22 protein-coding genes and 3 pseudogenes are annotated in these 21,624 nt (G+C 72.2%); 11 read left to right on the top strand and 14 right to left on the bottom strand.

The window, feature by feature from the left end; translation table 11 throughout:
* Positions 1-46 precede the first annotated feature (46 nt).
* Together ACFYZ3_RS10680 and ACFYZ3_RS10675 are read right to left on the bottom strand one after the other, a co-directional pair.
* Positions 47-2,425 (bottom strand): glycoside hydrolase family 65 protein, encoded by a 2,379-nt coding sequence (locus ACFYZ3_RS10680; protein WP_388515286.1) that lies wholly within the window; start codon positions 2,423-2,425, stop codon positions 47-49.
* A complete protein-coding gene (locus ACFYZ3_RS10675; RefSeq protein ID WP_388515285.1) occupies positions 2,422-3,162 on the bottom strand; it encodes a beta-phosphoglucomutase family hydrolase in 741 nt (246 codons plus the stop codon). Before ACFYZ3_RS10675 ends, ACFYZ3_RS10680 begins: the two co-directional genes overlap by 4 nt.
* A 53-nt stretch (positions 3,163-3,215) precedes the next feature.
* Here ACFYZ3_RS10675 and ACFYZ3_RS10670 point away from each other — a divergent pair, with 53 nt between their 5' ends.
* Positions 3,216-3,905, top strand: coding sequence for a nucleoside/nucleotide kinase family protein (locus ACFYZ3_RS10670; RefSeq protein ID WP_388515283.1), 690 nt, complete (start codon positions 3,216-3,218; stop codon positions 3,903-3,905).
* A 5-nt stretch (positions 3,906-3,910) separates the two neighbouring features.
* Here ACFYZ3_RS10670 and ACFYZ3_RS10665 read toward each other — a convergent pair whose 3' ends face one another.
* Positions 3,911-4,084 carry a hypothetical protein gene (locus ACFYZ3_RS10665; RefSeq protein ID WP_166680897.1) on the bottom strand — a complete coding sequence of 58 codons (174 nt, stop codon included), beginning with the start codon at positions 4,082-4,084 and terminating at the stop codon, positions 3,911-3,913.
* Positions 4,085-4,290: 206 nt separating this feature from the next.
* On the opposite strand from ACFYZ3_RS10665, the gene ACFYZ3_RS10660 reads away from it, so the two are divergent.
* Positions 4,291-5,208, top strand: a complete 918-nt coding sequence (locus tag ACFYZ3_RS10660) for a MurR/RpiR family transcriptional regulator (RefSeq protein WP_388515281.1) — start codon at positions 4,291-4,293, stop codon at positions 5,206-5,208.
* A 314-nt stretch (positions 5,209-5,522) separates the two neighbouring features.
* Entirely contained in the window at positions 5,523-5,903 is a 381-nt protein-coding gene (locus tag ACFYZ3_RS10655; RefSeq protein WP_388515279.1) for a hypothetical protein, read from the top strand.
* Between the two features lie 22 nt (positions 5,904-5,925).
* Here ACFYZ3_RS10655 and ACFYZ3_RS10650 read toward each other — a convergent pair.
* Together ACFYZ3_RS10650 and ACFYZ3_RS10645 are read right to left on the bottom strand one after the other, a co-directional pair.
* Positions 5,926-6,417, bottom strand: a pseudogene (locus ACFYZ3_RS10650) (flavin reductase family protein).
* Positions 6,418-6,518: 101 nt separating this feature from the next.
* A complete protein-coding gene (locus ACFYZ3_RS10645; RefSeq protein ID WP_388515278.1) occupies positions 6,519-7,352 on the bottom strand; it encodes a hypothetical protein in 834 nt (277 codons plus the stop codon).
* Between the two features lie 130 nt (positions 7,353-7,482).
* On the opposite strand from ACFYZ3_RS10645, the gene ACFYZ3_RS10640 reads away from it, so the two are divergent.
* Positions 7,483-8,217: a TetR family transcriptional regulator gene (locus tag ACFYZ3_RS10640; protein WP_388515276.1), complete on the top strand. Its 735-nt coding sequence runs from the start codon at positions 7,483-7,485 to the stop codon at positions 8,215-8,217.
* Between the two features lie 207 nt (positions 8,218-8,424).
* Complete coding sequence (locus tag ACFYZ3_RS10635; protein ID WP_388515275.1) at positions 8,425-8,847, top strand: Zn-ribbon domain-containing OB-fold protein; 423 nt, start codon at positions 8,425-8,427, stop codon at positions 8,845-8,847.
* A 7-nt stretch (positions 8,848-8,854) separates the two neighbouring features.
* On the opposite strand, the gene ACFYZ3_RS10630 is transcribed toward ACFYZ3_RS10635, so the two are convergent.
* Together ACFYZ3_RS10630 and ACFYZ3_RS10625 are read right to left on the bottom strand one after the other, a co-directional pair.
* Positions 8,855-9,262 (bottom strand): PPOX class F420-dependent oxidoreductase, encoded by a 408-nt coding sequence (locus ACFYZ3_RS10630; RefSeq protein ID WP_388515273.1) that lies wholly within the window; start codon positions 9,260-9,262, stop codon positions 8,855-8,857.
* A gap of 104 nt (positions 9,263-9,366) precedes the next feature.
* Positions 9,367-9,615 carry a hypothetical protein gene (locus tag ACFYZ3_RS10625; protein WP_388515272.1) on the bottom strand — a complete coding sequence of 83 codons (249 nt, stop codon included), beginning with the start codon at positions 9,613-9,615 and terminating at the stop codon, positions 9,367-9,369.
* A gap of 76 nt (positions 9,616-9,691) precedes the next feature.
* On the opposite strand from ACFYZ3_RS10625, the pseudogene ACFYZ3_RS10620 reads away from it, so the two are divergent.
* Positions 9,692-10,198: pseudogene (locus ACFYZ3_RS10620) on the top strand (transposase); the annotation flags it as partial.
* An 88-nt stretch (positions 10,199-10,286) separates the two neighbouring features.
* Here the strand turns inward: ACFYZ3_RS10620 and ACFYZ3_RS10615 are convergent.
* Positions 10,287-10,832 carry a TetR/AcrR family transcriptional regulator gene (locus ACFYZ3_RS10615; protein ID WP_388515270.1) on the bottom strand — a complete coding sequence of 182 codons (546 nt, stop codon included), beginning with the start codon at positions 10,830-10,832 and terminating at the stop codon, positions 10,287-10,289.
* Between the two features lie 169 nt (positions 10,833-11,001).
* Here ACFYZ3_RS10615 and ACFYZ3_RS10610 point away from each other — a divergent pair, with 169 nt between their 5' ends.
* Positions 11,002-11,841 carry an oxidoreductase gene (locus ACFYZ3_RS10610; protein ID WP_388515269.1) on the top strand — a complete coding sequence of 280 codons (840 nt, stop codon included), beginning with the start codon at positions 11,002-11,004 and terminating at the stop codon, positions 11,839-11,841.
* Positions 11,842-12,292: 451 nt separating this feature from the next.
* Here ACFYZ3_RS10610 and ACFYZ3_RS10605 read toward each other — a convergent pair whose 3' ends face one another.
* Positions 12,293-13,474 carry a MalY/PatB family protein gene (locus tag ACFYZ3_RS10605; protein WP_388515267.1) on the bottom strand — a complete coding sequence of 394 codons (1,182 nt, stop codon included), beginning with the start codon at positions 13,472-13,474 and terminating at the stop codon, positions 12,293-12,295.
* Positions 13,475-13,625: 151 nt separating this feature from the next.
* On the opposite strand from ACFYZ3_RS10605, the gene ACFYZ3_RS10600 reads away from it, so the two are divergent.
* Complete coding sequence (locus tag ACFYZ3_RS10600) at positions 13,626-14,990, top strand: S1 family peptidase (RefSeq protein WP_388515265.1); 1,365 nt, start codon at positions 13,626-13,628, stop codon at positions 14,988-14,990.
* Between the two features lie 73 nt (positions 14,991-15,063).
* Here ACFYZ3_RS10600 and ACFYZ3_RS10595 read toward each other — a convergent pair whose 3' ends face one another.
* A complete protein-coding gene (locus ACFYZ3_RS10595) occupies positions 15,064-15,249 on the bottom strand; it encodes a hypothetical protein (protein WP_361002592.1) in 186 nt (61 codons plus the stop codon).
* Between the two features lie 189 nt (positions 15,250-15,438).
* Entirely contained in the window at positions 15,439-16,605 is a 1,167-nt protein-coding gene (locus tag ACFYZ3_RS10590; protein WP_388515264.1) for an ROK family protein, read from the bottom strand.
* A gap of 168 nt (positions 16,606-16,773) precedes the next feature.
* Between ACFYZ3_RS10590 and ACFYZ3_RS10585 the strand changes: the two are divergent.
* Positions 16,774-17,082: pseudogene (locus tag ACFYZ3_RS10585) on the top strand (sugar ABC transporter permease); the annotation flags it as partial.
* 63 nt (positions 17,083-17,145) lie between these two features.
* The gene (locus ACFYZ3_RS10580; protein WP_388515978.1) at positions 17,146-18,348 is read left to right on the top strand and encodes a Gfo/Idh/MocA family protein; all 1,203 of its coding nucleotides are present in this window, start codon (positions 17,146-17,148) and stop codon (positions 18,346-18,348) included.
* A 33-nt stretch (positions 18,349-18,381) separates the two neighbouring features.
* On the opposite strand, the gene ACFYZ3_RS10575 is transcribed toward ACFYZ3_RS10580, so the two are convergent.
* A complete protein-coding gene (locus tag ACFYZ3_RS10575; RefSeq protein ID WP_388515262.1) occupies positions 18,382-19,077 on the bottom strand; it encodes a L,D-transpeptidase family protein in 696 nt (231 codons plus the stop codon).
* Positions 19,078-19,253: 176 nt separating this feature from the next.
* The gene (locus tag ACFYZ3_RS10570) at positions 19,254-20,054 is read right to left on the bottom strand and encodes an SDR family NAD(P)-dependent oxidoreductase (RefSeq protein WP_388515260.1); all 801 of its coding nucleotides are present in this window, start codon (positions 20,052-20,054) and stop codon (positions 19,254-19,256) included.
* A gap of 50 nt (positions 20,055-20,104) precedes the next feature.
* On the opposite strand from ACFYZ3_RS10570, the gene ACFYZ3_RS10565 reads away from it, so the two are divergent.
* Positions 20,105-20,644, top strand: coding sequence for a hypothetical protein (locus ACFYZ3_RS10565; RefSeq protein WP_388515258.1), 540 nt, complete (start codon positions 20,105-20,107; stop codon positions 20,642-20,644).
* On the opposite strand, the gene ACFYZ3_RS10560 is transcribed toward ACFYZ3_RS10565, so the two are convergent.
* A complete protein-coding gene (locus ACFYZ3_RS10560) occupies positions 20,628-21,554 on the bottom strand; it encodes an SDR family oxidoreductase (protein WP_388515256.1) in 927 nt (308 codons plus the stop codon). The genes ACFYZ3_RS10565 and ACFYZ3_RS10560 overlap by 17 nt on opposite strands.
* Between the last annotated feature and the right edge of the window lie 70 nt (positions 21,555-21,624).

Below are 21,624 nucleotides of genomic sequence, written 5' to 3'. Positions count from 1 at the left end.
CGCGGGCCACCGATACGCAGGACGGAACTCGGCCAGTCGCGCGGACTCATCCGTCGCTCGGGACCGGCCGCTCGGTGACGCCCGGGCGGCGGTGCGGGGGCTGTTCGGGCGTGGGCCGCCACTTGGGCGCGGAGATGCCGAGAGTGACGGGCTCGGCCCCGTCCACGTGGACCTCACTCCCGTGGTGATGGATCGTCAGGGGCGGTCCGCCCAGCAGCGAGTACGACGCCCGGTCGGGCCCGATCTCCACCTGCAGGCACCGGCCGCGGAACTGGAGCCGGAAGGCGAGGCGGCTGAACTTCTCGGGCAGCCGGGGTGTGAAGCGCAGGCTGTCGCCCTCCCGGCGGGTGCCGCCGAATCCGGCGACCAGCGCCATCCACGTACCGGCCAGGGAGGCGATGTGCAGGCCGTCGCGGGTGTTGTGCTCCAGGTCCGCGAGGTCCATCAGGGCGGCCTCGGTGGCGTAGTCGTAGGCCAGGCGCAGGTGGCCGGTCTGCGCGGCGACGACGGCCTGGCAGCAGGCGGACAGGGAGGAGTCCCGCACGGTCAGCGGCTCGTAGTAGGCGAAGTTCGCGGCCATCTGGTCCTCGTCGCAGTGGGCGTCGAACCAGCTGCCGCAGGTGTACATGGCCAGCACCAGGTCGGACTGCTTGACGACCTGTTTGCGGTAGACGTCGAAGTACGGGAAGTGCAGCATCAGCGGGTACTGGTCGGCGCCGGTGTTCGCGAAGTCCCAACGCTGGTGGCGGGTGAAGCCGGCGTGCTGCTCGTGCACGCCGATCTCCTCGTTGTACGGGATGTGCACGGCCTCGGCGGCGTCCCGCCAGGCGGCGCTCTCCTCCTCGTCGACGCCGAGCCGGGTCGCCTCCTCCGGGTGGCGTTCGGCCGCGTCGGCCGCGGCGAGCAGGTTGGAGCGCGCCATGAGGTTGGTGTACGTGTTGTCGTCGACGACGGCGCTGTACTCGTCCGGGCCGGTGACGCCGTCGATGTGGAAGACGCCGTGGGGGTCGTGGTGACCCAGCGAGCGCCACAGCCGGGCCGTCTCCACCAGGAGTTCCAGGGCGGTCTCGCGTTCGAAGTCGGTGTCGCCGGTCGCCGCCGTGTAGCGCACCGCGGCGTGCGCGATGTCGGCGGCCACGTGGAAGGCGGCCGTGCCGGCCGGCCAGTACGCGGAGCCCTCCGAGCCGTCGATGGTCCGCCACGGGAAGGCGGCGCCGCGCAGCCCGAGCTGGGTGGCGCGGTCGCGGGCGGCGGGCAGGGTGGCCTGCCGCCAGCGCAGCGCCTCGGCGACCGCCTTGGGCGCGGTGTAGGTGAGGAGGGGCAGCACGAACATCTCGGTGTCCCAGAAGGCGTGGCCGTCGTATCCGGAACCGGTCAGTCCCTTGGCCGGAATCGCTCGCTGCTCGGCGCGGGCGCCGGCCTGAAGCACGTGGAACAGGGCGAAGCGGACGGCCTGCTGGATCTCCTCGTCGCCGTGCACCTCGACGTCCGCGCGGGCCCAGAAGTCGTCGAGGTAGTCCCGCTGTTCGGCCACCAGGCCGTCCCAGCCGCCGTGCGCGGCGGCGGCCAGCGCTGCCTCGACCTGGTCGCTCATCGCGGGCCGGGAGCGGGCGCCCGACCAGCCGTGGGCGACGGTCTTCTGCACCCGCAGCCGCTGTCCCGGGTCCAGGACGGAGGTGATGGTCAGGCGGGACACGTCCGTGTTGCTCTCGCTGGTGGTGGTGATCTCCCCGGGGGCGTCGACGACGTGGTCGGCGGCCACGGCGACCCTGAGCCCGCTGCGCCGGGTGCGGTGGACCAGCCGCAGCCGGGAGCCGATGGCGAGGTCCTCCTCCGGTTCCAGCGGGGACTGCAGCGCCTGGGCCGCCCTCGGGTCGCCGTCGGAGGAGGGCAGGCTCTCGTTGGCGACCAGTTCGGACTGGATGACGATCCGGGTGCGGCTGTCGACGGGCTCGACCTCGTACTCCACCGCGGCGATGGCGCGCTGGGTGAGGGAGACCAGGCGCGTGGAGCGCACCCGGACGGTCGTACCGGCCGGGGAGGTCCATTCGCAGCTGCGCTCCAGCACGCCGCGCCTGAGGTCCAGGGTGCGTTCGTGCTTGCCGAGCCGTCCGTAGCGCAGGTCGAAGGGCTCGTCGTCGACCAGCAGCCGCAGCAGCTTGCCGTTGGTGACGTTGATGACGGTCTGGCCGGACTCCGGGTAGCCGTAGCCCGCCTCGGCGTAAGGCAGCGGGTGGAGTTCGTAGACGCCGTTGAGGTAGCTGCCGGGCAGGCCGTGCGGTTCGCCCTCGTCGAGGTTGCCGCGCCAGCCGACGTGGCCGTTGGACAGGGCGAAGACGGACTCGCTCTGCGCGAGGAGGTCGAGGTTGAGGGCGGTCTCGCGCACCCTCCAGGGCTCCACGGTGTACGTCCGGTTGGTGATCACGCGTGGCCTCCGAGCTCGGCGAGGTCCTTGACGACGCGGTCGGCGCCGTGGGCGTACAGGGCGTCGGTCTGGCCGACGCGGTCGACGCCGACGACGTAGCCGAAGTGTCCGGAGCGTCCCGCGTCCATGCCGGCCAGCGCGTCCTCGAAGACGGCGGCGCGGGAGGCCTCGACGCCGAGGTCGCGGGCGGCGGCGAGGAAGGTGTCGGGGTGTGGTTTGCCGGGCAGTTTCCGTTCCCTGGCCACCACGCCGTCGATCCGTACGTCGAACAGCCGCTCGGCGTCGATGGAGTGCAGTACGTCCCGGGTGTTGGCGCTGGAGGAGACGATCGCGGTGGCGAGGCCCGCGGCGCGGACCGCGTCGATGTAGCGCAGCGTGCCCTCGTAGGGCTGCACGCCGTCGGTGCGGATCTTCTCCAGGAGGAGTTCGTTCTTGCGGTTGCCGACGCCGTTCACGGTCCGCGCGTCCGGAGGGTCGTCCGGGGCGCCCTCGGGCAGTTCGATGCCGCGGGAGGCGAGGAAGGAGCGGACGCCGTCGGCGCGTGGGCGGCCGTCGACGTACTGGTCGTAGTCGGAGTCGGTGAACGGCCGGAAGCCCGCGCCGTCCCGCTCGCGCAGGAAGGCGTCGAAGGTCGCCTTCCAGGCGGCGGCGTGCACCACCGCCGTCCGGGTGACGACCCCGTCGAGGTCGAAGAGACAGGCCTGGATGTCGTCGGGAAGTCCGAGCTGCGTCGTCATACCCCCACAGTTCCCCGTCGGGACGGGTCCGATCAGGTGACACACTGTGGGGTGTGCCGCTGACGTTCGACGATCTGCTCGCCCGTGCCCGCCGGCTGCCCCGGGACGGGCGGCGGGCGATCCTGGGTGTCGCGGGCAGCCCCGGCGCCGGGAAGTCGACGCTCGCCGCGCGTCTGGTGCGGGCGCTGAACGGCGACGGCGAGCCGTGGGTGGCGCACGTGCCGATGGACGGCTTCCACCTCGCCGACGCCGAACTGGACCGGCTGGGCCGCCGGGACCGCAAGGGGGCACCGGACACCTTCGACGCGGCCGGGTACGCGGCGCTGCTGGACCGGCTGCGCGCGGAGCCGGACGGCGAGACCGTGTACGCGCCGGGCTTCGAGCGGGTGCTGGAGCAGCCCGTCGCCGGGGCCGTACCGGTGCCGCCTTCCGCCCGGCTGGTCGTAACGGAGGGCAACTACCTGCTGCTGGAGACCGGGGCCTGGTCGCGGGTGCGGGCCGGGCTCGACGAGGTGTGGTTCTGCGCGCTGGAGGAGAGCGAGCGCGTGCGGCGGCTCGTGGCGCGGCACGAGCGCTTCGGCAAGTCCCCCGCGGAGGCGGCCGCGTGGGCACTCGGCCCCGATCAGCGCAACGCCGACCTGGTCGCCGCCACCCGGCACCGGGCCGACCTGGTGGTACCGGAAGGCGTGGTCACGGGCCCGCCGCCGGGCGCTCGGGGACCCGCGCCCTCAACGCCTGCGTGACCCGGTTACTCCTCGTCGAAGTCGTCGGGGCGGACGTGCGCCTCCTCGAGGGCCTCGCGCAGGGTACGGCCGGTACCGCCCGGCGGGCGGGGTCCGTCCTCCTCGCGCTCGCGCCGGCGCCGACCGAGAACGTCGTCGGTGGTGTCGGTCTTCGGCCGGTTCTCTTCCGGGACGGTCATGACGTCGGCTCCTCGTACGTGTCTGCGGGTCCTTCCGTGACGGCGGGTTCCCGGGCGACGCGGTGCTATCCCCGTCCGGGGGCCGCGGTGCCGTCCCCGGCCGGGGCGGAGTCGTGCCGTCGTCGTGTGGTGGCCCGGTCGTGGGGCGGCGGGGGTGGGCTATGTTGACCTCCGTGGGAGACATGGGAGACGAAGGAGGCGCACCCGTGCCATCGCCGCAGCAGGCACGTGCCCAGGCGTCGGCGATCACCTCGGGACGTGCGGCCCCCGACTCGGAGATCTCCCCCACCTCCCGGCTCAGGACGCTCTTCGACCGGCCCCGCCTCTCCCCGGGACAGCGCCGCATCGCGCAGTACCTCATCGAGCACCTCACCGAGGCGGCGTTCCTGTCGATCACCGACCTGGCCGACCGGGTGGGCGTGAGCCAGCCGTCCGTGACGCGGTTCGCCTCGGCGGTCGGTTTCAGCGGTTACCCGGCGTTGCGGGAGCAACTCCAGGCGATCGCGCTGGGCGGCCGGGGCGGGTCCGCGGCCGAGGAGTACCGGGGCAACGAACTGCAGGCGGCCGTGGACGCCGAGATCGAGAACCTGGAGAACCTGCGGCGGGACTTCGCCGACGCGGACCGGGTGATCGAGGTCGGCCGCAAGCTGGCCGCCTCGGCGCCGCTGACCGTCCTCGGGCTGCGCATCTCCGTCTCGCTCGCCGAGTACTTCGCCTACGCGGCCCGCCGGGTCCATCCCGACGTGCGCCTGGTCACCCGGGGCGGCACCGTCGCCTACGACGCCCTGCTCCAGTCCCGGGAGGCGGGCGGCACCTGGGTGCTGGCCTTCTCCATGCCCCGGCACGCCCACGAGACCCTGGGCGCCGTGCGCGTGGCACGCGGTGCCGGGCTGAAGGTGGCGCTCATCACCGACCTGGCGCTCGGCCCCGTCGTGGACGAGGCCGACGTCACCTTCGCCACCGGCACGGGGTCCCGCCTGGTCTTCGACTCCTACGCCGCGCCGGGCGTGATGTGCGCGGCGCTGCTCCAGGCCATGACCGACGCCGATCCGGAGCGGACGCAGGCGCGGCTGGAGGAGTACGAGCAGGTCGCGGACCAGCACCAGTTCTTCCTGCGGGACTGAGCCGGGACGGTCTCGCCCGGCGACTGGTCGGCGCAGACGGGGCCATCCCCGTCAAAGCAGGCATGAATGTTTTCATACGTCTTGCAAAGCGGTTGGCATATATAAATACTGCTCACGGATCGCGACCCGGCCGCCCCGGAGCGCGTCCGCACCTGCCGCGAACACCTCGGCCGCCGACTCCTACCCGCTCCGGCGCACCGGGTGTTCCGGTCGGGCATCGCCTGCGCGAGCGCCCGCGGCGGTCCCGGTCGTCCCCTGGACCGGGACCGCCCCCATCCGTCGCCCACCCCGTCGACGCCGCACACCCGGAAGCGATGATCATGCCCCTGACGACCACGCGCATCAGCCCGGACTGGCCCTGCCAGGTCAAGACCCCCGGCAGCTACGACTGGGAACGCTCGGCCACCAGGTGGCTGCGCGAGCTGGTCCCGGCGCGCTACGCCGGCTATCCGGCCCTGATGCGGCACCCGGTGCTGCTCGCCCGCCATGCGCAGATCCAGGTCCAGCACGAGATCCGAGTGGCTCGCACCGCGCTGCAGACCGCCCGGGCGGACCTGCCGCGGCTCGGCCTGCACGAGGCGGCCATCGAGCACACCATCAAGCTGTACGCGGCGGAGGTCCTCCAGTTGCAGCACATCGCGCGCAGCGTGCGGGCCGTCACCGAGGCGCTGGCCGAGCGGGCCACCACCCGCTGACCCGCGCCGGCAGCGTGGCGCGTCAGTCCACGGGGTGCCCGGGCCGGACGGTGCGGGCGTCGGCGAGCCGCAGCAGCGGTCCGGCGGAGGTCTTCCCACGCCCGCCCCACTCGACCGGCTCGAGGACGAATCCGACGTGGTCGCCCCCCGACGTCCGCTCCACGACCCGCCCGACGAACCACGCCTCGGCGTCCTCCAGCACGGCGGCCCCTCCGTACGCCTCCCGCCAGCGGACCCTGCCGAACTTGTCGACGTCGTCGCCGGTCAGCCCGCCGAAGAGCTCGGCGGTCTCGCGTTGGTCGCGGGCCAGCAGGTGGACCGCCAGGACGTCGGCGGACCGTGCGACGCGGAAGGTCCGGTTGACGTCGGAGATCTACACGACGTACCGCACGGGCTTCAGCGAGCACTGCGAGGAGAAGGCGACCAGGCAGCCGGCCCGTTCGCCGTCCGCGGCGGCCGTGACGACGCACATGTCCGGGTCGAGCCGGTCCAGGAACACGTCCATGGCCGCCATGCTAGGGGGTGTCCTTTGGACCAGGCCGGCTCCAGGCCCCGCGACCCTCGGCAAGATCCCAACGACACCCCCAGGTTCCGCTGTGGGCCCGCCGGGGCGGCTCAGCCGGCGAGCAGACGCCGCAGGGCCGTGCGCAGGGCGCTGACGAACGCGTCGCGGGCCGGTTCGTCGAGGGCGTCCAGGGACAGGTAGGGGTTGAGGTCCTCCAGCTCGACCAGCAGCAGCTCCCCGCCGGGCGCGCGGCAGGCGTCGACGCGCTGGATTCCGTGGTCGACACCGTTCCACTCGATGAACCGCCGCGCGAAGTCGAGGTCGGCCACGGTGGCGTCGTACGGCTCCAGCTGCCAGCGGCGGTCGGGGTGCGGGGCGTGGAGGGCGTACTGGTAGTCGTGGTCGACGAAGTAGAAGGAGACCTCGTAGGCGAAGTCGACGCGCGGCTGGACGAGGAGGTCCCCGGCGCCGTCCAGCGCCTCGGCCACCCGGCCCGCGGGGACGATCCTGAGGCCCGCCGAGTCCGCGCCGAGCCTCGGCTTGACGACGTACTCGTCCGCGACGGGCAGCCGGTGCAGGTCCTCGGCACGGTCCACGGTGGGGATGACGGGGTACCCCGCGGCGGTGAGGTCGAGCAGGTACTGCTTGCCGACCATGTCCGCCCGGCCGGTGAGCTGGTTGTAGACGCGCGTCCCGCGCTCGGTGGCGCGCTCGCGGAACGCCGTGTGGGCGGCCTCGTACCCCTGTACCGGACCGCTGTTGCGGACGACGACGGCGTCGAAGCCGTCCAGCAGCGCGGCGGCGTCCCGGGGATGGCACAGGGCCAGGTCGAACTCCTCGCGCAGCCGCGAGGTCAGGTAGATGTCCTCGTCGCAGTAGCGCCGCCCGCGCGCCTGGTAGGCCAGGTCGGTGACGTACAGGATGCGGGAGCGGGTGAACGGCATGCGGGACTCCTCCGGGGATGATCGGAAGTGATCGTATGCGACCACGACCGCGGGACCGCGGGTGCACTCAGTTCCCCCCGACGACTGCACTGAGTGCCATGCTCCTCGTCGGGCTGCTACGTTCCCCTTCATGAGCACCAGCAGTGCGGCGCCCCGCCGCGTGGACGGGACGGACGCGGCGGAGGTCCGTCCGCCGATGCGGGAGGCGCTGGTCGCGGCGGCGTTCCGGCTGTTCCTGGAGCGGGGGTACGACCAGACCACCGTGGACGACATCGTTGCCCTCGCCGGCGTGGGACGGCGCTCCTTCTTCCGGTACTTCCCGTCCAAGGAGGACGTGGTCTTCCCGGACCACGAACGGTGCCTGGCCGACATGCAGGCGTTCCTGGCCCGCTCGCCCGAGGACGCCGACCCGGTGCGGCGGGTCTGCGACGCGGCCCGGCTGGTGCTGGGCATGTACGCCGAGAACCCGGCGTTCTCCGTGCAGCGCTACCGCCTCACCAAGAAGGTCCCCGGTCTGCGCGCCTACGAGTTGTCGGTGGTGTGGCGCTACGAGCGGGCCCTCGCCGAGTACCTGCGCGGGCGGCTGGGCGGACGCCCGGACGGGAGCCTGCGCGCCGACGTGATCGCGGCCGCGGTGGTCGCGGCGCACAACAACGCCCTGCGGTCCTGGCTGCGTTCGGACGGGCGCGACGACGCGGGCGCCGCGGTGGACCACGCACTGGCGTACGCGCAGTCCGCGTTCGGCGACGTTCCGGTGCCGCCCCGCGGCACCTCGCCCGAGGACGTGGTGGTCGTGGCCGCGCGTCGCGGGACACCGCTGTGGCAGGTGCTGCGGGAGATCGAGACGGCGTTCGCGCACGACTGACGGCCGGACACGACGGACCCGCTCGCTCATCCACGTCGCTCGCCCACGTCGCTCATCCACCCGGAATCAAGGGTACCGAGTGCCTTTACGCGTGACACTCAGTGCCATACCCTGTGGTGCGTGCACGGCGGCACGGTGAGCCGCGCACACGCGTGCCCGGTGACCGCGCACGCGGGATTCCGGCCCGAGTGCAGGGAGTTGACCAGCGTGTACCACTCAGGAAACGTCGCTCAGCAGGCGGCCGGCCCCGCGACGGGCCTGCTCGACCCGAGTGCCGAGGACCGGGGCCCGGACACCGAGGCCGTCTTCTACCAGCGCTGCACCTGGTGCGGCACCGCCATGTACCACCGGGTGCTGTGCCCGGTCTGTCGCGGCAGCGAGCTGCGGACGGAGCGGAGCGAGGGCACGGGGACGGTGCGCCACGCCACGGTGGTGCACCGCAACACCCCGGCCGCACGCAATGTCTCCCTCATCGAGATGGCCGAGGGTTTCGTGCTGCGCGGCCGGGTCATGGGTCCGCTGATCGGTATCCACAGCGGGGACCGGGTGCGGCTGTCCACGGCCAAGGACCCGGTGCGCGGCGAGCCGGTCTTCCAGCTGGTCGACGAGCCGTACCGGGCCTGGACCTGAGGGCGGGTCAGTTCCCGGCCGGTGGTACGGACGTGAGCGTGACGCGGATTCCCAGGGTGCCGTCGAGCCCACGGCGCAGCCTGCTGCCGAGCAGGGTGAGCCGCCCGACGACGCCGTACTTGCGGGCGAGGAGTTGCCGGTAGCGGGCGGTGGTGGCCGCGTCGCAGATCTCCGCCGTCCCCGGGACCTGCTCGCCGGTCGGCCTGCCGCGCACGTCGCAGGGGCCGACCAGGACGTCGGCGCGGTTGCGCACGCGTTTGACCTTCCAGGAGTCGGCCACGGTCCAGACGCCGAGCGCGGCCCCGTCCAGCACGACCCACACCGGGGTGGCGACCGGCGTGCCGTTCTTCCGGTAGGTGGTGACCAGCAGGTACTTGCCGGCGCCGAGCCGGGCCAGTGACGCGTCGTCGTTCATGCTCCGGAAGTCTAAGACCTGTCCCGTAACTGGTCAGAGTGAACCAACAGCCCCATGGCAACGGGGCCGACTCAGGTTTCGCGGCGTCCCAGTCACATGGCTGATCACCGAACGGTTTCCCGCCACTCGGCCATTACATCGTGGGACTCATCCATGGCGGGATCGCGGGCGAAGAACTCTTCGGGCAGGTGGGTGCGTTCGAGCAGTGGCTTGCGCACCGCATCGGCCAAGTGCCGTGCGCGGTGCGCTTCCGGCACGTCGGCCGCGTTCTCGAGATCCATCAGCCGCGCCACCTCGGTGGCGCATGACAGGAAGGAGCGTACAGCGGGCTTGTTGTGCTCTTCCTCGGCCATGGCGGCATTCTGGACCGGCTCAGGCCGAGAAGGTACGAGACGTTGGTTGCTTCCCCCCGAGTGAAACGATCACGCTGTGGCTGGTGTGATCACGGCGTCGGTGCGGTCCTGGACAGAGCCCTTCACCGGGCTGAACTCGCGCTGCTTCGGCAAGTTGGTTGCCTCGGTGCGACGCGAGCAAGCCTCGGATCAGCAGCGCGGCCGGCCCTGGAGCCTGCCGTTGGAGGACCGTGTCCTGCTGGTGACGGCGTACTGGCGCACGAACTTGACGATGCGACAGCTTGCTCCGCAAGGACACCGTGCTCATCGTCGACGGCACCCTGGTGCCCACCCGCGACCACTCGGTGGCCGAGCCGTCGAAGAACTACCGCTATTCCACTGCCCACCAGGTCGTCATAGACGCTGACACACGGCTGGTCGTCGTGGTCGGTCGGCCCTCGCCGGGGAACCGGCACGACTCCCGCGGCTGGGAGGAGTCCGGGCCAAGGCTGCCGTCGGCCCCACAACGACTATCGCTGATGGCGGCTACCAGGGCACCGGTCTGGTCGTCCCGCACCCCCGCCGTAAGGGCCAGGAACTGCCGGCATCGAACCCAGTTATCAACCCATCACCAACACCTCAACTCCCCCCCCCGCCTCAGCGACAGTCGCGTTCCGCGGTGGATGGTGGTGTCAGGTCGCGCCGAGGCCGTTCAGGAGGGTGGCGGCGACGAGGTCGGCGGCCTGTGGGGGTTCGAGGTCGGGGAATCGGTGGGCGGCGGTGTCGACGAGTTCGTCCAGGATCGTCCGTGCCCAGGTTGCGTCGACGCCTGCTCGTAGGTAGCCCTCGTCCAGTGCGCGGCGGATGAAGGCGTCGAGGCGCGCGCTCTGCTCCTCCCGGCGGGTCCAGGCGGCGGGGTCTTTCTGCATCATCAGACGCATGTCGACCGGCCATTCGCGGCTGACGGGGATGATCCCCTCCAGGTAACGGTGGAGGGCGACCGGCAAGGGGGACTCGAGCAGGCGGGCTTCGTCCAGGACGCGTTCGGCGGAGTCGAGCTTGGCCTGGAAAACGGCGCTGAGCAGGGCTTCACGGTTTGCGAAGCGGCGGTGGACGGTTGTGCGGTCCACTCCGGCGGCGGTGGCGATGGCCGTCATGGAGGCGCCGGGGTCCTCTGCCAGGAGTCGAGCTCCGGCGTGGAGGACGGCAGTCAGGTTACGCGCGGCGTCAGCTCTCATGATGCCGAGATTCTACGCCCGTGCCTTAGTTAACTGAATAACATCACCATGTGAGATGCAACACTAACATTTACTGCATCATTGATGTTGCAGATAGGCCGATTTTGTCTACAGTTAAGTTGCTGTCCCATTCGGGCGGCGAAGCAGATGACGAAACGAGGCACGCGTCATGGCACGAACCTGGCTGATCACGGGGGGCTCGCAGGGCCTCGGCAGGGCCCTGGTGCTCGCGGCCCTGGGGGCCGGCGACAACGTCGTGGTGACTTCCCGCAAGCCGGAGGCGCTGGCTTCCCTGAGGGCCGAGCACCCGGACCAGTTGGAGGCGGTGGCGCTGGACGTCACCTCCGCGGTCCAGTCCCGGGACGTGGTGGCCGCGGCGATGGAACGGTTCGGATCGGTTGACGTCGTCGTCAACAACGCCGGCTACGCCACCAGCGGCTCGATCGAGGACTTTCCCGAAGACGAGTTCCGCGCGCAGGTCGATACCAACTTGTACGGCGTGGTCAACATGACCCGGGCGGTCCTTCCGGCCATGCGCCGCCAGCGGTCCGGGCACATCGTACAGATCTCCTCAATCGGCGGACGTGTGGGTGGTACGCCGGGTCTGAGCGCCTACCAGACTGCGAAGTTCGCCGTCGAGGGGTTCTCCGAGGCATTGGCCAACGAGGTGGCACCGTTCGGTGTCAAGGTCACCATCGTCGAGCCGGGCGGCATCCGCACCGGCTGGGCCGCGGGTGCCGCGGAGCCTTCCGGTCCCGTGACCCCCGACTACGAGGAGACCGTGGGCCTGTGGCTGGCCCGGTTCGCGGACTACGCCGGCAAGGAGCCCGGTGACCCGGACCGCATGGCCCGCGCAATCATCGGCGCCGTGGACGCCGAGGAGCCCCCGCGCCGGCTACTGCTCGGCAGCGACGCCCTGGAGATCGCGATCAGCTCGGAGGAAGGCCGTCTGGCCGAGGCCCGCAAGTGGGCCGAGGTCAGCCGTTCCGCGGACTACCCCACCACCTGACGGCACTGTGCGGGCGCGGCAGCGGGCCGGTCGAAGCACCGGATCGCCGGGCCGCCCGCGCCGGCCCGCCCCGCCGGCCCTGCTCCTCATACGGCGTCGTCATCGTCGTCGTAGGCGCCGAATCGCCAACAACTCCCAGTACGGCCTGTCCGGCGGTACCTGGACCTCTGATCCCGACCGCGCCCTGGACACTGCCGGCGCCGGCTGCGCACCGGCACCGTCACGCTGAACGGATCGCCGATCAGCTTCGGCGGCTACAAGGCCAGCGGCCCCAGCTGTGAGTACGGTAAGGCCGGTCCGACCGGCTACGTCGAGCACAAGTCGATCACCCGCACCCGATAGTCCCCCCAGCGGGACGGACGGCCGGAGAGCGAAGGGCCTGTCCCGCACGGCTCCCCGATCCGCCCACGGCCCAGGGGCCCGCCCCTCCGGCCCACGCGTCGCCCCCGCCTCACTCCAGGGCCGCCGCCATCCTCCGCACCGCCTCCGTGAGCACCTCCGGCGAGGTCGCCAGGTTGAGCCGCACATGCCCCGCCCCGCCGCTGCCGAAGGGAACGCCGGAGCTGAGGGCCACCCGGCCGCGGTCGAGGAAGACGTCCGCCGGTTCGTCACCGAGGCCGAGGGCGCGGCAGTCGAGCCAGGCGAGGTAGGTCGCCTCCCCGGTGCGGTGCACGACGCCGGGCAGCCGCTCGGCGAGCAGGCCGGTGAGCAGCCGCCGGTTCTCGTCGAGCCCGGCCAGCACGGCGTCCAGCCAGGCGGTTCCGTCGCGCAGGGCGGCGGTGTGGGCGAGGACGCCGATGTGGCTCGGCCCGTGACCGACCTCCTCGGGCATCCGCGCCAGGTCGGCGGCGGCCCCGGGGCCCGCGACGGCGAGGGCCGCCTTGAGTCCGGCGAGGTTCCAGCCCTTGGACGCCGACATCAGGGAGAGGCCGCGCTCGGCGCCGGGCACGCTCAGATAGGGCACGAACCGCGCGTCGGGGGCGGTGACGACCGGAGCGTGGATCTCGTCGGCGACGACCCGGACGCCGTACCGCTCCGCCAGGGCGGCGACGGCCGCCAGTTCGCCGGCGGTGTGCACGGTGCCGGTGGGGTTGTGCGGGCTGCACAGCAGGAAGGCCGCCCGGCCGCCGCCCGCGGCGGCTCGCCGGAAGGCCTCCTCCAGCACGCCGAGGTCGATCCGCAGGTCCGGACCGAGGGGCGCCTCGACCACGCGCCGGTCCATATGGGTGACGAACTGGTAGAACGGCGGGTACACCGGCGGGTTGACGATCACCGGGTCGCCGGGCCCGGTGACCAGCTTGAGCATCTCGACGACGCCCAGCATCACGTCGGGCACGATCGCCGTGCGTTCCACGGCCGGGCCGTCCCAGCCCCACCGCTTGCCGGCGAAGGCGGCGAGCGCCTCGGCGTAGGCGGTGCCGACGGGGTAGCCGGTGTCGCCGAGTTCCATGGCGTCGGTGACGGCACGCACGACGGGCCGGGCGAGCGGCACGTCCATCTCGGCCACCCACAGCGGCAGTACGTCCGCCGGGTGGGTGCGCCACTTCATGCTGGTGCGTCGGCGCAGCTGGTCCGGCGTGAGTGCGCGCAGCGGGTTCGGTTCACCGGCCTGGTCCCACGGGTTGCTGGTCATGGGGCCAAGATAGGACGCGGTGACGGGACGGGGGAACAAGACTCCGGCCCGGTGAACACCGAGGTTCCCGCCGCCGTATGGGAGGAGGGTGCTCGACGTCCGGAGGCCCCCGCGGCGGCGACGCCGCGCGGTCGGGTTCGGGAGCGCAGGCATGAGGCACGCACGACGACGCATCGTCCGGCGGGTGGCACGGCTGGCGGCCGTCGGCGGTCTGCTGCTCGGGGGGACGATGGTCACCCGGGCCGTGGCGAGTGAGCCCCCCGACGCGTCCGCCGCGCCGCACACCTTCGCGCAGACCCCGTCCGGCGCCGGTGCCGGCCTCGTGTCCCGGCTGGGCACGGATCGTACGGCGGGTCACTGGGTCGGCTCCGACGGGCGGCCGGTGGTGGCGGTCACGGACGAGCGCGCGGCCGAGGCGGTGCGGCGGGCCGGTGCGACGGCGAAGCGGGTGCGGCACAGCATGTCCGAGCTGCGGTCGGCGGCCTCGACGCTGCGGTCGGCGCCCCGGGTGACCGGTACGGCGTGGGCGCTGGACTACCGCTCGAACGAGGTGGTGGTCCGGGGCGACCGCACGGTGTCCGGGTCCGACTGGTCGCGGCTGACCGGCGTCGCGGAGGACATCGGCGGGTTCGTCCGCATGGAGCGTACGGAGGGCACGTTCACCACCCGTCTGAACGGGGCGGAGCCGATCCTGTCCACGGCGGGCCGCTGCTCGGCGGGATTCAACGTGACCGACGGCACGAGCGACTTCATCCTCACCGCCGGTCACTGCGGCCCGACGGGATCCGTCTGGTTCGGCGACGGCACGGGTGACCGGCAGGTCGGCAGGACGGTCGCCGGGAGCTTCCCCGGGGACGACTTCTCCCTGGTGAGGTACGAGAACGGCAAGGCGGGCGACGGCGCCGGCGTGGTGGCGGTCGGCGACGGCAAGGGGGTGCGGATCACGGGGGCGGGCGAACCGGCGGTCGGGCAGCGGGTGTTCCGCAGCGGGAGCACCAGCGGGCTGCGCGACGGCCGGGTGACGGCGCTGGACGCGACGGTCAACTACCCGGAGGGCACGGTCACCGGTCTGATCGAGACCGACGTGTGCGCCGAACCCGGTGACAGCGGTGGGCCGATGTTCTCCGAGGGCGTCGCGCTCGGGGTGACGTCGGGTGGCAGTGGCGACTGCGCCAAGGGCGGCACCACGTTCTTCCAGCCACTGCCGGAGGCGATGGAGTCGCTCGGGGTCCGGCTGATCGTCTCGGGGCGGGAGGGTGCCGCGGCGGGCACCTCCGCACCGGCCGGCCAGGCACCGGGTGCCCGGGCACCGGGCACCTCCGGGGCGGGGGCGCCGGCCCCTGCGACGGGCGTCGACGGCTCGACCCTGCTCGCCCGGCTCACCGACCGCCGGAACATTGGACCGGGCCTGCTGGTCGTCGCGGGCAGCCTGGTGGCGCTGGTGGCCACGCGGTGGATTCGCGAGGAGCAGGACCGCAAGGCCTATCGGCGGCGGTACTCGGCGACGTGGGGCTGACCGGGCCGGTACGAGGCTCCGCCCTCGGGGCTGCCGGAGGGCCGGGACGGCGAGGAGTCCTGGGCGGTGCCGGTCAGGCGGCCGTCACGGACTCCGGGGCCGCGTTGGCCCACTCCATGACGAGCCGCTGGTACTCCGCGCGCTGCTCGACGCTCAGTGTCCCGCCCGACCGGAGCCACAGGGCCCGGATCTCCTCGTTGACCTCGGCAGCCGATCGCTCGGAGGAGGGTTCAACAGTGGTGGACATGCTGTGAAGCATACGGCGCCCCGCGTGAAGACGATGTGAGTAATCGCGAGCCAAGCGGACATATCGGACCGTGTTACTGATCACGTCCATGCTCTCATCTGTCAAGACCTACCGGCGAGTTCGTTCCCACCACATGTGTTCTGCCGCACACGGCCCACCCGTTCACCCCACCCGCTCACCCCGCCCGCTCACCCCGCCCGCTCACACCGGCGCGGCCCCCAGCACCAGCACCTGGATCGCCGGCACGGCCGCGCCCCGGGCCCAGTCGTGGAAGTCGGACACCCGGGTCTCCAGACCGACCGGCGCGGCCCGCGGGTGCCGGTTGTCCCGGACGGCCTCCGCCACCACGTCGCCCGCCACCTCCATCAGCCCGACCCCCTCCCCCGCGAGCAGGATCTTCTGCGGCATCACGAAGTTGGCGATCTGCGCCACCAGGGTGCCCAGCGCCCGCCCTGCCTCCGCCACGACCCGCGCGGCCACGGGCTCCCCGGCGGCGGCGGACGCGAGGATCTCCTCATAGGTCCGGTCGCGGCCGGTGGCGGCCCGCACCTGGTAGCGCATGTGGGGGATGGTCAGCAGCGAGACGGCGCTGCCGCGCCTCCCGTCGGGGGTGAGCGGGCCGTGGGGGTCGAGGATCCAGTGCCGCCCGAAGCCGCGGTCCTCGTCCCCGGCATACGGCACCCGCCGGCCGCCCAGCACCAGCCCGTACCCGATGCCGGCGCCGATGGTGAGGACGACGAACCGGTCCAGTCCGCGCCCCGCCCCGAACCAGGTCTCGGCCTCCACGAAGGCGGCGGTGTCGTTCTCGACGACGACGGGCAGCCCGGTGCGCTCCTCCACCAGCGCGGCCAGCGGCACCCCGCGCCAGCCCAGGAAGGGTGACTCGCCGACGACGGCCCGGTCCTCGACGAGCCCGCCCACGCCGATGCCGACCCCGGCGACCCCGGGCCGGCCGCGGGACAGTTCGGCCGTCATGCCGGCCAGCAGGTCGACGACCTCGGCGGGGTCGTGGGTGGCGAGCGCACGGTCGTGGCGGGCGACGATCTCGCTCCTGAGGGTGGTGACGACGCCGTACACCATGTCCTCGGTGACCTTGAAGCCGAGGAAGTACCGGGAGTCCGCGACCACGTCGAGCGGCTGGGACGGGCGCCCCTGCCGCACTCCGGCCGGGCCGCCGCCCGCCTCCGGGACCTCGACCAGCAGCCGCGACTCGATGAGCGGTTTGGTCAGCCGGGTCAGGCTGCCGGGCGAGAGGCCGAGCCGCCGGGCGATCTCACTGCGGGAGAGCGGGCCGTGCACGAGGACCTCGATCGCCACGGAGCGTTCCCCGGGGCTCAGGGGCGGCCAGCTTTCGGGGCGTGTGGGCATGGGCTCGCGCTCCAGTTTCTTCCACATCGGAAATAACAAGGTCACTTTACGCCCGTGCGATCTTTCGGAGAAGGGAAACAGAGAGGTGCGTACGCCCCCTTGACGACATGATTGTTCTGCCTCAAAAGTAAATGAGTCCGGGCCGCCGCATACGAGAGGAGTCTCCCGATGGCCGTCGCCTCCAGCAGCCCTGCCGGGAACCGGGGTGACGGACGTCTCGCCGCGTCGTTCGTCGCGCCGGCGCTCCTCGGCTTACGTGCGGATGGTTCACGACCCCGTCTTCTGGGACTCGCTGCGGTCACGGTCGTCTACGTGGTCGTCAACATCGGGGTGCAGACGGTGTCGGCGCCGGCCGTCGCGGTGCTGCTCCAGCGGCTCACCCAACCCGCGGTGCTGCGCGGGATCGTGCTCACGCCGTATCTGATGTCCAACGTCGTGGCCGGCATCGTCTGGCTGTGGATCCTGGACACCCGGCTCGCTCGACCAGTGACGCGACCAGTCACACGACCAGTCGCACGACCAGTGAAGGGCACCCCACCCATGACGTTCTCCCTCGGCATCGTCGGTGCCGGCCAGTTCTCCGGGCAGTTCGCCAGGCTGTTCCGGGCACACCCGGGCGTACGTGACGTGTACGTCACCGACCTGCTGCCGGAGCGGGCCGAGCGGCTCGCCGCCGCCGAAGGCCTGGCCGGCACCTTCCCGAGCTACGAGGCGATGCTGGAGTCCCCGGCGGTCGACGCCGTCGCGATCTTCACCCAGCGCTGGACCCACGGCCCGCTCGTGCTCCAGGGGCTGGGCGCGGGCAAGCACGTCTACTCGGCGGTCCCCATGGCGATCAGCGCGCAGGAGATCGCGGACATCATCGACGCGGTCAAGGCGACCGGCCTGACGTACATGATGGGTGAGACCAGCCAGTACAACCCGGCGACCGTGCACGCCCGCAACAAGATCGCCGAGGGCGCCTTCGGCAGGCTCTTCCACGCCGAGGGCGACTACGTCCACGACATGGACCTCGGCTTCTACGACGCGTACCGGTACAGCGGCGGCGAGGACTGGAAGGCCACCGCGAGCTATCCGCCGCTGCTGTACCCCACGCACTCGGTGGGCGGGGTGCTGGGCGCCTGGCGGACGCACGCGGTCAGCGTCTCGGCGATCGGCGTGGTGGACGAGCGCGGGGACGGGGTCTTCGACCGGTCGGTCAGCCGGTTCGACAACGACGTGTCCAACGCGACCGCGCTGTTCGAGGTGGCCGGCGGCGGTTCGTTCCGCACAAACGAGTTCCGGCGGGTCGGTTACCCCTCGCACATCAGGGAGTCACGCTTCCGGTTCTTCGGCACGGAGGCGAGCATGGAGCAGCTGGCCACGGTGGCGCTGTGGCAGGACAAGACCGGGGTGGAGGACATCAGCGAGCTGCTGGAGCCCAAGCCCACCACGTCCCCCGACGACCCGTCGCTCCGGCACATAGCGCCGGAGCTGCGGGCCGCCTTCACCTCGGGTTCGGCGCCGGTGCACGACCGGGCGCGGCTGCCGCGGGTGTTCGACCGGATGCACAACGGGCACGAGGGCAGCCACCACTTCCTGGTGGACGACTTCGTGACCGCGGTCAACTCCCGGACGCTGCCCTCCGTGAACGCGTGGGTCGCCGCCCGCTACACCCTGCCGGGCATCGTCGCGCACGACTCCGCACGGCAGGGCGGGATCCGGCTGGAGATACCGGACTTCGGGGACGCCCCCGAGCTGTGAGGCGCCACGGCGCGAGCCGGGCGCCCGTGCCCGTCAGGTGCCCGGCTTGCGGCCGTACACGTAGACGTCGTCGCCCTTCTTCAGCAGCGACCAGTACTTCTTTGCGGCGGTCCTGGTCATGTTGACGCAGCCGTGGGAGCCCGGCGGGTTCCACATGCTGACGCCGACGGAGTGGAAGGCCTGGCCGCCGTCGAAGAACTGGCTGTAGGGCATCGGCACGTGGTAGATGGTCGAGACGTGGTCGATGTTGCGCCAGTAGACCTTCTTCAGACCGGTGCGGGTCTCGTAGCCGTTGCGCCCGGTGCGGACCGGCACCGGCCCGTACACCAGCTTCTTGCCGTCCTGGATCCAGCTCAGCTGGAGGCTGAGGTTCACGCAGGCGATGCGGCCCTTGTTGGTGGGGCACTTGCCGGCTTTGTTCGGATTCTTTCCGACGGCCTTCTGCTTCGTCATCAGGTCCATCACTCCCCAGGTGATGGGCCCCGCGTAGCCGGCGTTGGGCTGGATGCCGTGTTTGGTCTGGAAGGCGCGGATCGCCTTGCAGTCGGCGGTGGACTGCTTGCCGTCGGCCTTGCGGCCGAGGAACTTCTCCACCTTCTTCTGGTACGGACCCGCCTTCGCGGTGCAGCTCGCGGCCTGGGCCGGTGCCGCAGTGAGCGCGAGTGTGAGCGGTGCCACCAGTGCGGTGACCCCGAGTGCGACGGCTCCCCGTCTGCGTATGTCCCCCATGGCCGGTCATGCCTTTCGCGTCGAGGCGGTGCGCCGGGCGGAAGGTCGCCTTGGTGCGATCCCGGCATGCTAGACCGCCGCCCGTCGGCTTTGGTTGCGTGCCGCCTGCCGCCGCGACGCAACCGTGACAAACACCACCGGACCGCACCGGAACCGCACCGGACTGCCGCGCTGCGTCAGTCCGAGCCCCCCGCCCCCGCGATCGCCCGTCGGAAGCCGGTGTTGACCGCGGTCAGGCCGCCGTCGACCGCCAGGGTGGTCCCGGTGATCCAGGCGGCGTCGCGCGAGGCGAGGAAGGCGACGGCCGCCGCGACGTCCTCGGGCTCGCCGACCCGGCCCAGCGGGTACAGGCCCCGCACTGCCGCCAGTTCCTCGTCGCGGCCCTCCCACGCCGTGGTGCGCACCGTGCCCGGCGTGACGAGGTTGACGCGGACGCCGCGCGGGCCCGCGTGTCCGGCGAGGGTGCGGGTCAGCGAGGCGAGACCCGCCTTGGCCGCGCTGTAGGCGTGGTTGCCGAAGTCCTGGACCCCGTTGACCGAGCCGATGTTCACGATCGCGCCGCGCCCGGAGGCCGCGAGGTGGGGCAGCGCGGCCCGGCAGCAGCGGTGGGCGCCGGTGAGGGTGACGTCGAGGTCGCGGGCCCAGACCTCGTCCGGCTCGTCCTCGAAGAGCGGGGCGTCCGGGGTGCAGGCGAAGGCGTTGTTGACCAGCACGTCCAGTCCGCCGAAGGTCTCCACGGCGTGGGCGACGGCCGTCTCGACGGACACCCGGTCGCGCACGTCGCAGGCGAACGCGGTCACGCCGAGCCCCTCGCCCGCCAGTTCCGCCGCCGTCCGCCGCGCTGCGACCTGGTCCACGTCGGTCAGCAGGACCCGGGCCCCCTCCGTGGCGAGCCGGCGTGCGGTGGCCGCGCCGATGCCCCGGGCCGCGCCCGTCACGAGTGCCGCGTGGTCGGTGAAACGCCTGGTGTCCGTCATGGGCCAGACGGTAGTACCGCGGCGATCACAGGGGCAGATAGCGTGCGGCCATGTCCGCTTTCTTGCAGCAACTCCCCGCGCTCATAGGCGTCGTCATCGGGGCGCTCGGTTCCTATCTCGCCGTGGTCCGCGGCGACCGGGCCCGGTTCCGGCGGGAGCGGGAGGCCCACTGGCAGGAGCGGCGGTTCACGGCGTACGCGGACTACGCGCGGGCGGTGAAGACGTCCGTCACCCTCACCTACCGGGGGGCGTCCGCGCTCGGTCTGGACCCGCACCCTCATCCGCTGCCGCCCCGGGAGGCCGACGCGTCGATGGCCGAGGCCACGGCGGCCCGTGACCCCTACTGGGAGGCGCTGCTCCTGCTGGGCAGCCCCGAGGTGGTGGAGAAGGCGCGGGCCTGGGTCGTCGTCCTCATGGACATGGAGCGGCTGGTCCGCGACGAGAGCCGCGACCGTACGGCGTGGCGGGACCTGCTCGAACGGCAGCGCGTCGCGCGGGCGGACTACTACGCCGCCGTACGGGCCGACCTGGGCCTGCCCACCGGTCATTCCGCCCGCCTGCCTCTGCCGACGCTCAGCGATACCCCGTGACGTCCGCGGGCTTGTCCGCGTCCTGCACCTCCACGAGATAGCGCCAGGCGTCCGGGCGGCTGCCGTCGAGGTCGGTGAAGCCGTACTCCTGGGCGAGCGAGCCGCTGGAGAAGGACCGCCCGTTGTAGCGCGCCACACCGGGGTCGGCGGCGAGGGCGGCGACGGCGCGGCCGACGTAGCGGGGGGTCTCGGAGATGGCGAAGTGCGGGACGCGGTCGAGGGCGTCGCGCCAGTTCTCCTCGCGCACGCCGAAGTGGTCGAGCATGATCTCCGAGCGCAGCCAGCCGGGGGTCAGCGCGACGGCGGTGGCGCCGCGCGGTCCCACCTCGTGCCCGAGGGAGAAGGCCATGCGCAGGACGGACGTCTTGGCGAGGTCGTAGAAGAACGAGTTGCGGTAGTGGTCGCGGTTGTAGGCGTCGGTGCCGTCGGTGACCTCGACGACCAGTCCGCCGGGGCGGCGCAGCAGCAGCGGCAGGGCGTGGTGGCTGGTGATGGCGTGGGTCTCGACGGCGAGCCGCAGCAGCCTGAGCCCCTTGTCGAGGTCGTGCTCCCAGACCGGGCTGTCCCACTCGAAGAGGGTCTCGCCGCCCCAGATGTCGTTGACGAGGATGTCGAGGCGGGCCTGTTCGCTGGCGATCCGGTCGACGACGGCGGCGACCTGAGCCGGGTCCAGATGGTCGGCGGGTACGGCGACGCCGTGACCGCCCGCCTCGGTGACCAGGTCGGCGGTGTCCTCGATGGTCTCGGGGCGGTCGTACTCCGAGCGCCGGGCGCGGGTGCTGCGGCCGGTGACGTAGACGGTGGCGCCGGCCGCGCCCAGTTCGACGGCGATGCCCCGGCCGGCGCCGCGGGTCGCCCCGGCGACCAGTGCGACCCTGCCCGTCAGCGGACCTTTCGATGACCCTGTCATGTCCGGCTCCCGTTCCTCTCCCACACGTCCCACACGTCCCGCACGAGCGATGTCGTGTTCGAGAGTGCCC

The organism is Streptomyces sp. NPDC001599, assembly GCF_042893535.1.
Lineage (GTDB): Bacteria > Actinomycetota > Actinomycetes > Streptomycetales > Streptomycetaceae > Streptomyces.
The sequence above is the reverse complement of the archived record's forward strand: the minus strand, read 5'-3'. Positions and strand labels throughout refer to the sequence as shown.

Coding starts and splice junctions, on each gene's coding strand:
- ACFYZ3_RS10565 (WP_388515258.1), top strand. CDS start 20,105: ATGTCCGCTTTCTTGCAGCAACTCCCCGCGCTCATAGGCGTCGTCATC.
- ACFYZ3_RS10655 (WP_388515279.1), top strand. CDS start 5,523: ATGATCATGCCCCTGACGACCACGCGCATCAGCCCGGACTGGCCCTGC.
- ACFYZ3_RS10630 (WP_388515273.1), bottom strand. CDS start 9,262: ATGAACGACGACGCGTCACTGGCCCGGCTCGGCGCCGGCAAGTACCTG.
- ACFYZ3_RS10575 (WP_388515262.1), bottom strand. CDS start 19,077: ATGGGGGACATACGCAGACGGGGAGCCGTCGCACTCGGGGTCACCGCA.
- ACFYZ3_RS10625 (WP_388515272.1), bottom strand. CDS start 9,615: ATGGCCGAGGAAGAGCACAACAAGCCCGCTGTACGCTCCTTCCTGTCA.
- ACFYZ3_RS10595 (WP_361002592.1), bottom strand. CDS start 15,249: ATGCTTCACAGCATGTCCACCACTGTTGAACCCTCCTCCGAGCGATCG.
- ACFYZ3_RS10640 (WP_388515276.1), top strand. CDS start 7,483: ATGAGCACCAGCAGTGCGGCGCCCCGCCGCGTGGACGGGACGGACGCG.
- ACFYZ3_RS10580 (WP_388515978.1), top strand. CDS start 17,146: ATGACGTTCTCCCTCGGCATCGTCGGTGCCGGCCAGTTCTCCGGGCAG.
- ACFYZ3_RS10600 (WP_388515265.1), top strand. CDS start 13,626: ATGAGGCACGCACGACGACGCATCGTCCGGCGGGTGGCACGGCTGGCG.
- ACFYZ3_RS10590 (WP_388515264.1), bottom strand. CDS start 16,605: ATGCCCACACGCCCCGAAAGCTGGCCGCCCCTGAGCCCCGGGGAACGC.
- ACFYZ3_RS10665 (WP_166680897.1), bottom strand. CDS start 4,084: ATGACCGTCCCGGAAGAGAACCGGCCGAAGACCGACACCACCGACGAC.
- ACFYZ3_RS10610 (WP_388515269.1), top strand. CDS start 11,002: ATGGCACGAACCTGGCTGATCACGGGGGGCTCGCAGGGCCTCGGCAGG.
- ACFYZ3_RS10560 (WP_388515256.1), bottom strand. CDS start 21,554: ATGACAGGGTCATCGAAAGGTCCGCTGACGGGCAGGGTCGCACTGGTC.
- ACFYZ3_RS10615 (WP_388515270.1), bottom strand. CDS start 10,832: ATGAGAGCTGACGCCGCGCGTAACCTGACTGCCGTCCTCCACGCCGGA.
- ACFYZ3_RS10675 (WP_388515285.1), bottom strand. CDS start 3,162: ATGACGACGCAGCTCGGACTTCCCGACGACATCCAGGCCTGTCTCTTC.
- ACFYZ3_RS10645 (WP_388515278.1), bottom strand. CDS start 7,352: ATGCCGTTCACCCGCTCCCGCATCCTGTACGTCACCGACCTGGCCTAC.
- ACFYZ3_RS10570 (WP_388515260.1), bottom strand. CDS start 20,054: ATGACGGACACCAGGCGTTTCACCGACCACGCGGCACTCGTGACGGGC.
- ACFYZ3_RS10605 (WP_388515267.1), bottom strand. CDS start 13,474: ATGACCAGCAACCCGTGGGACCAGGCCGGTGAACCGAACCCGCTGCGC.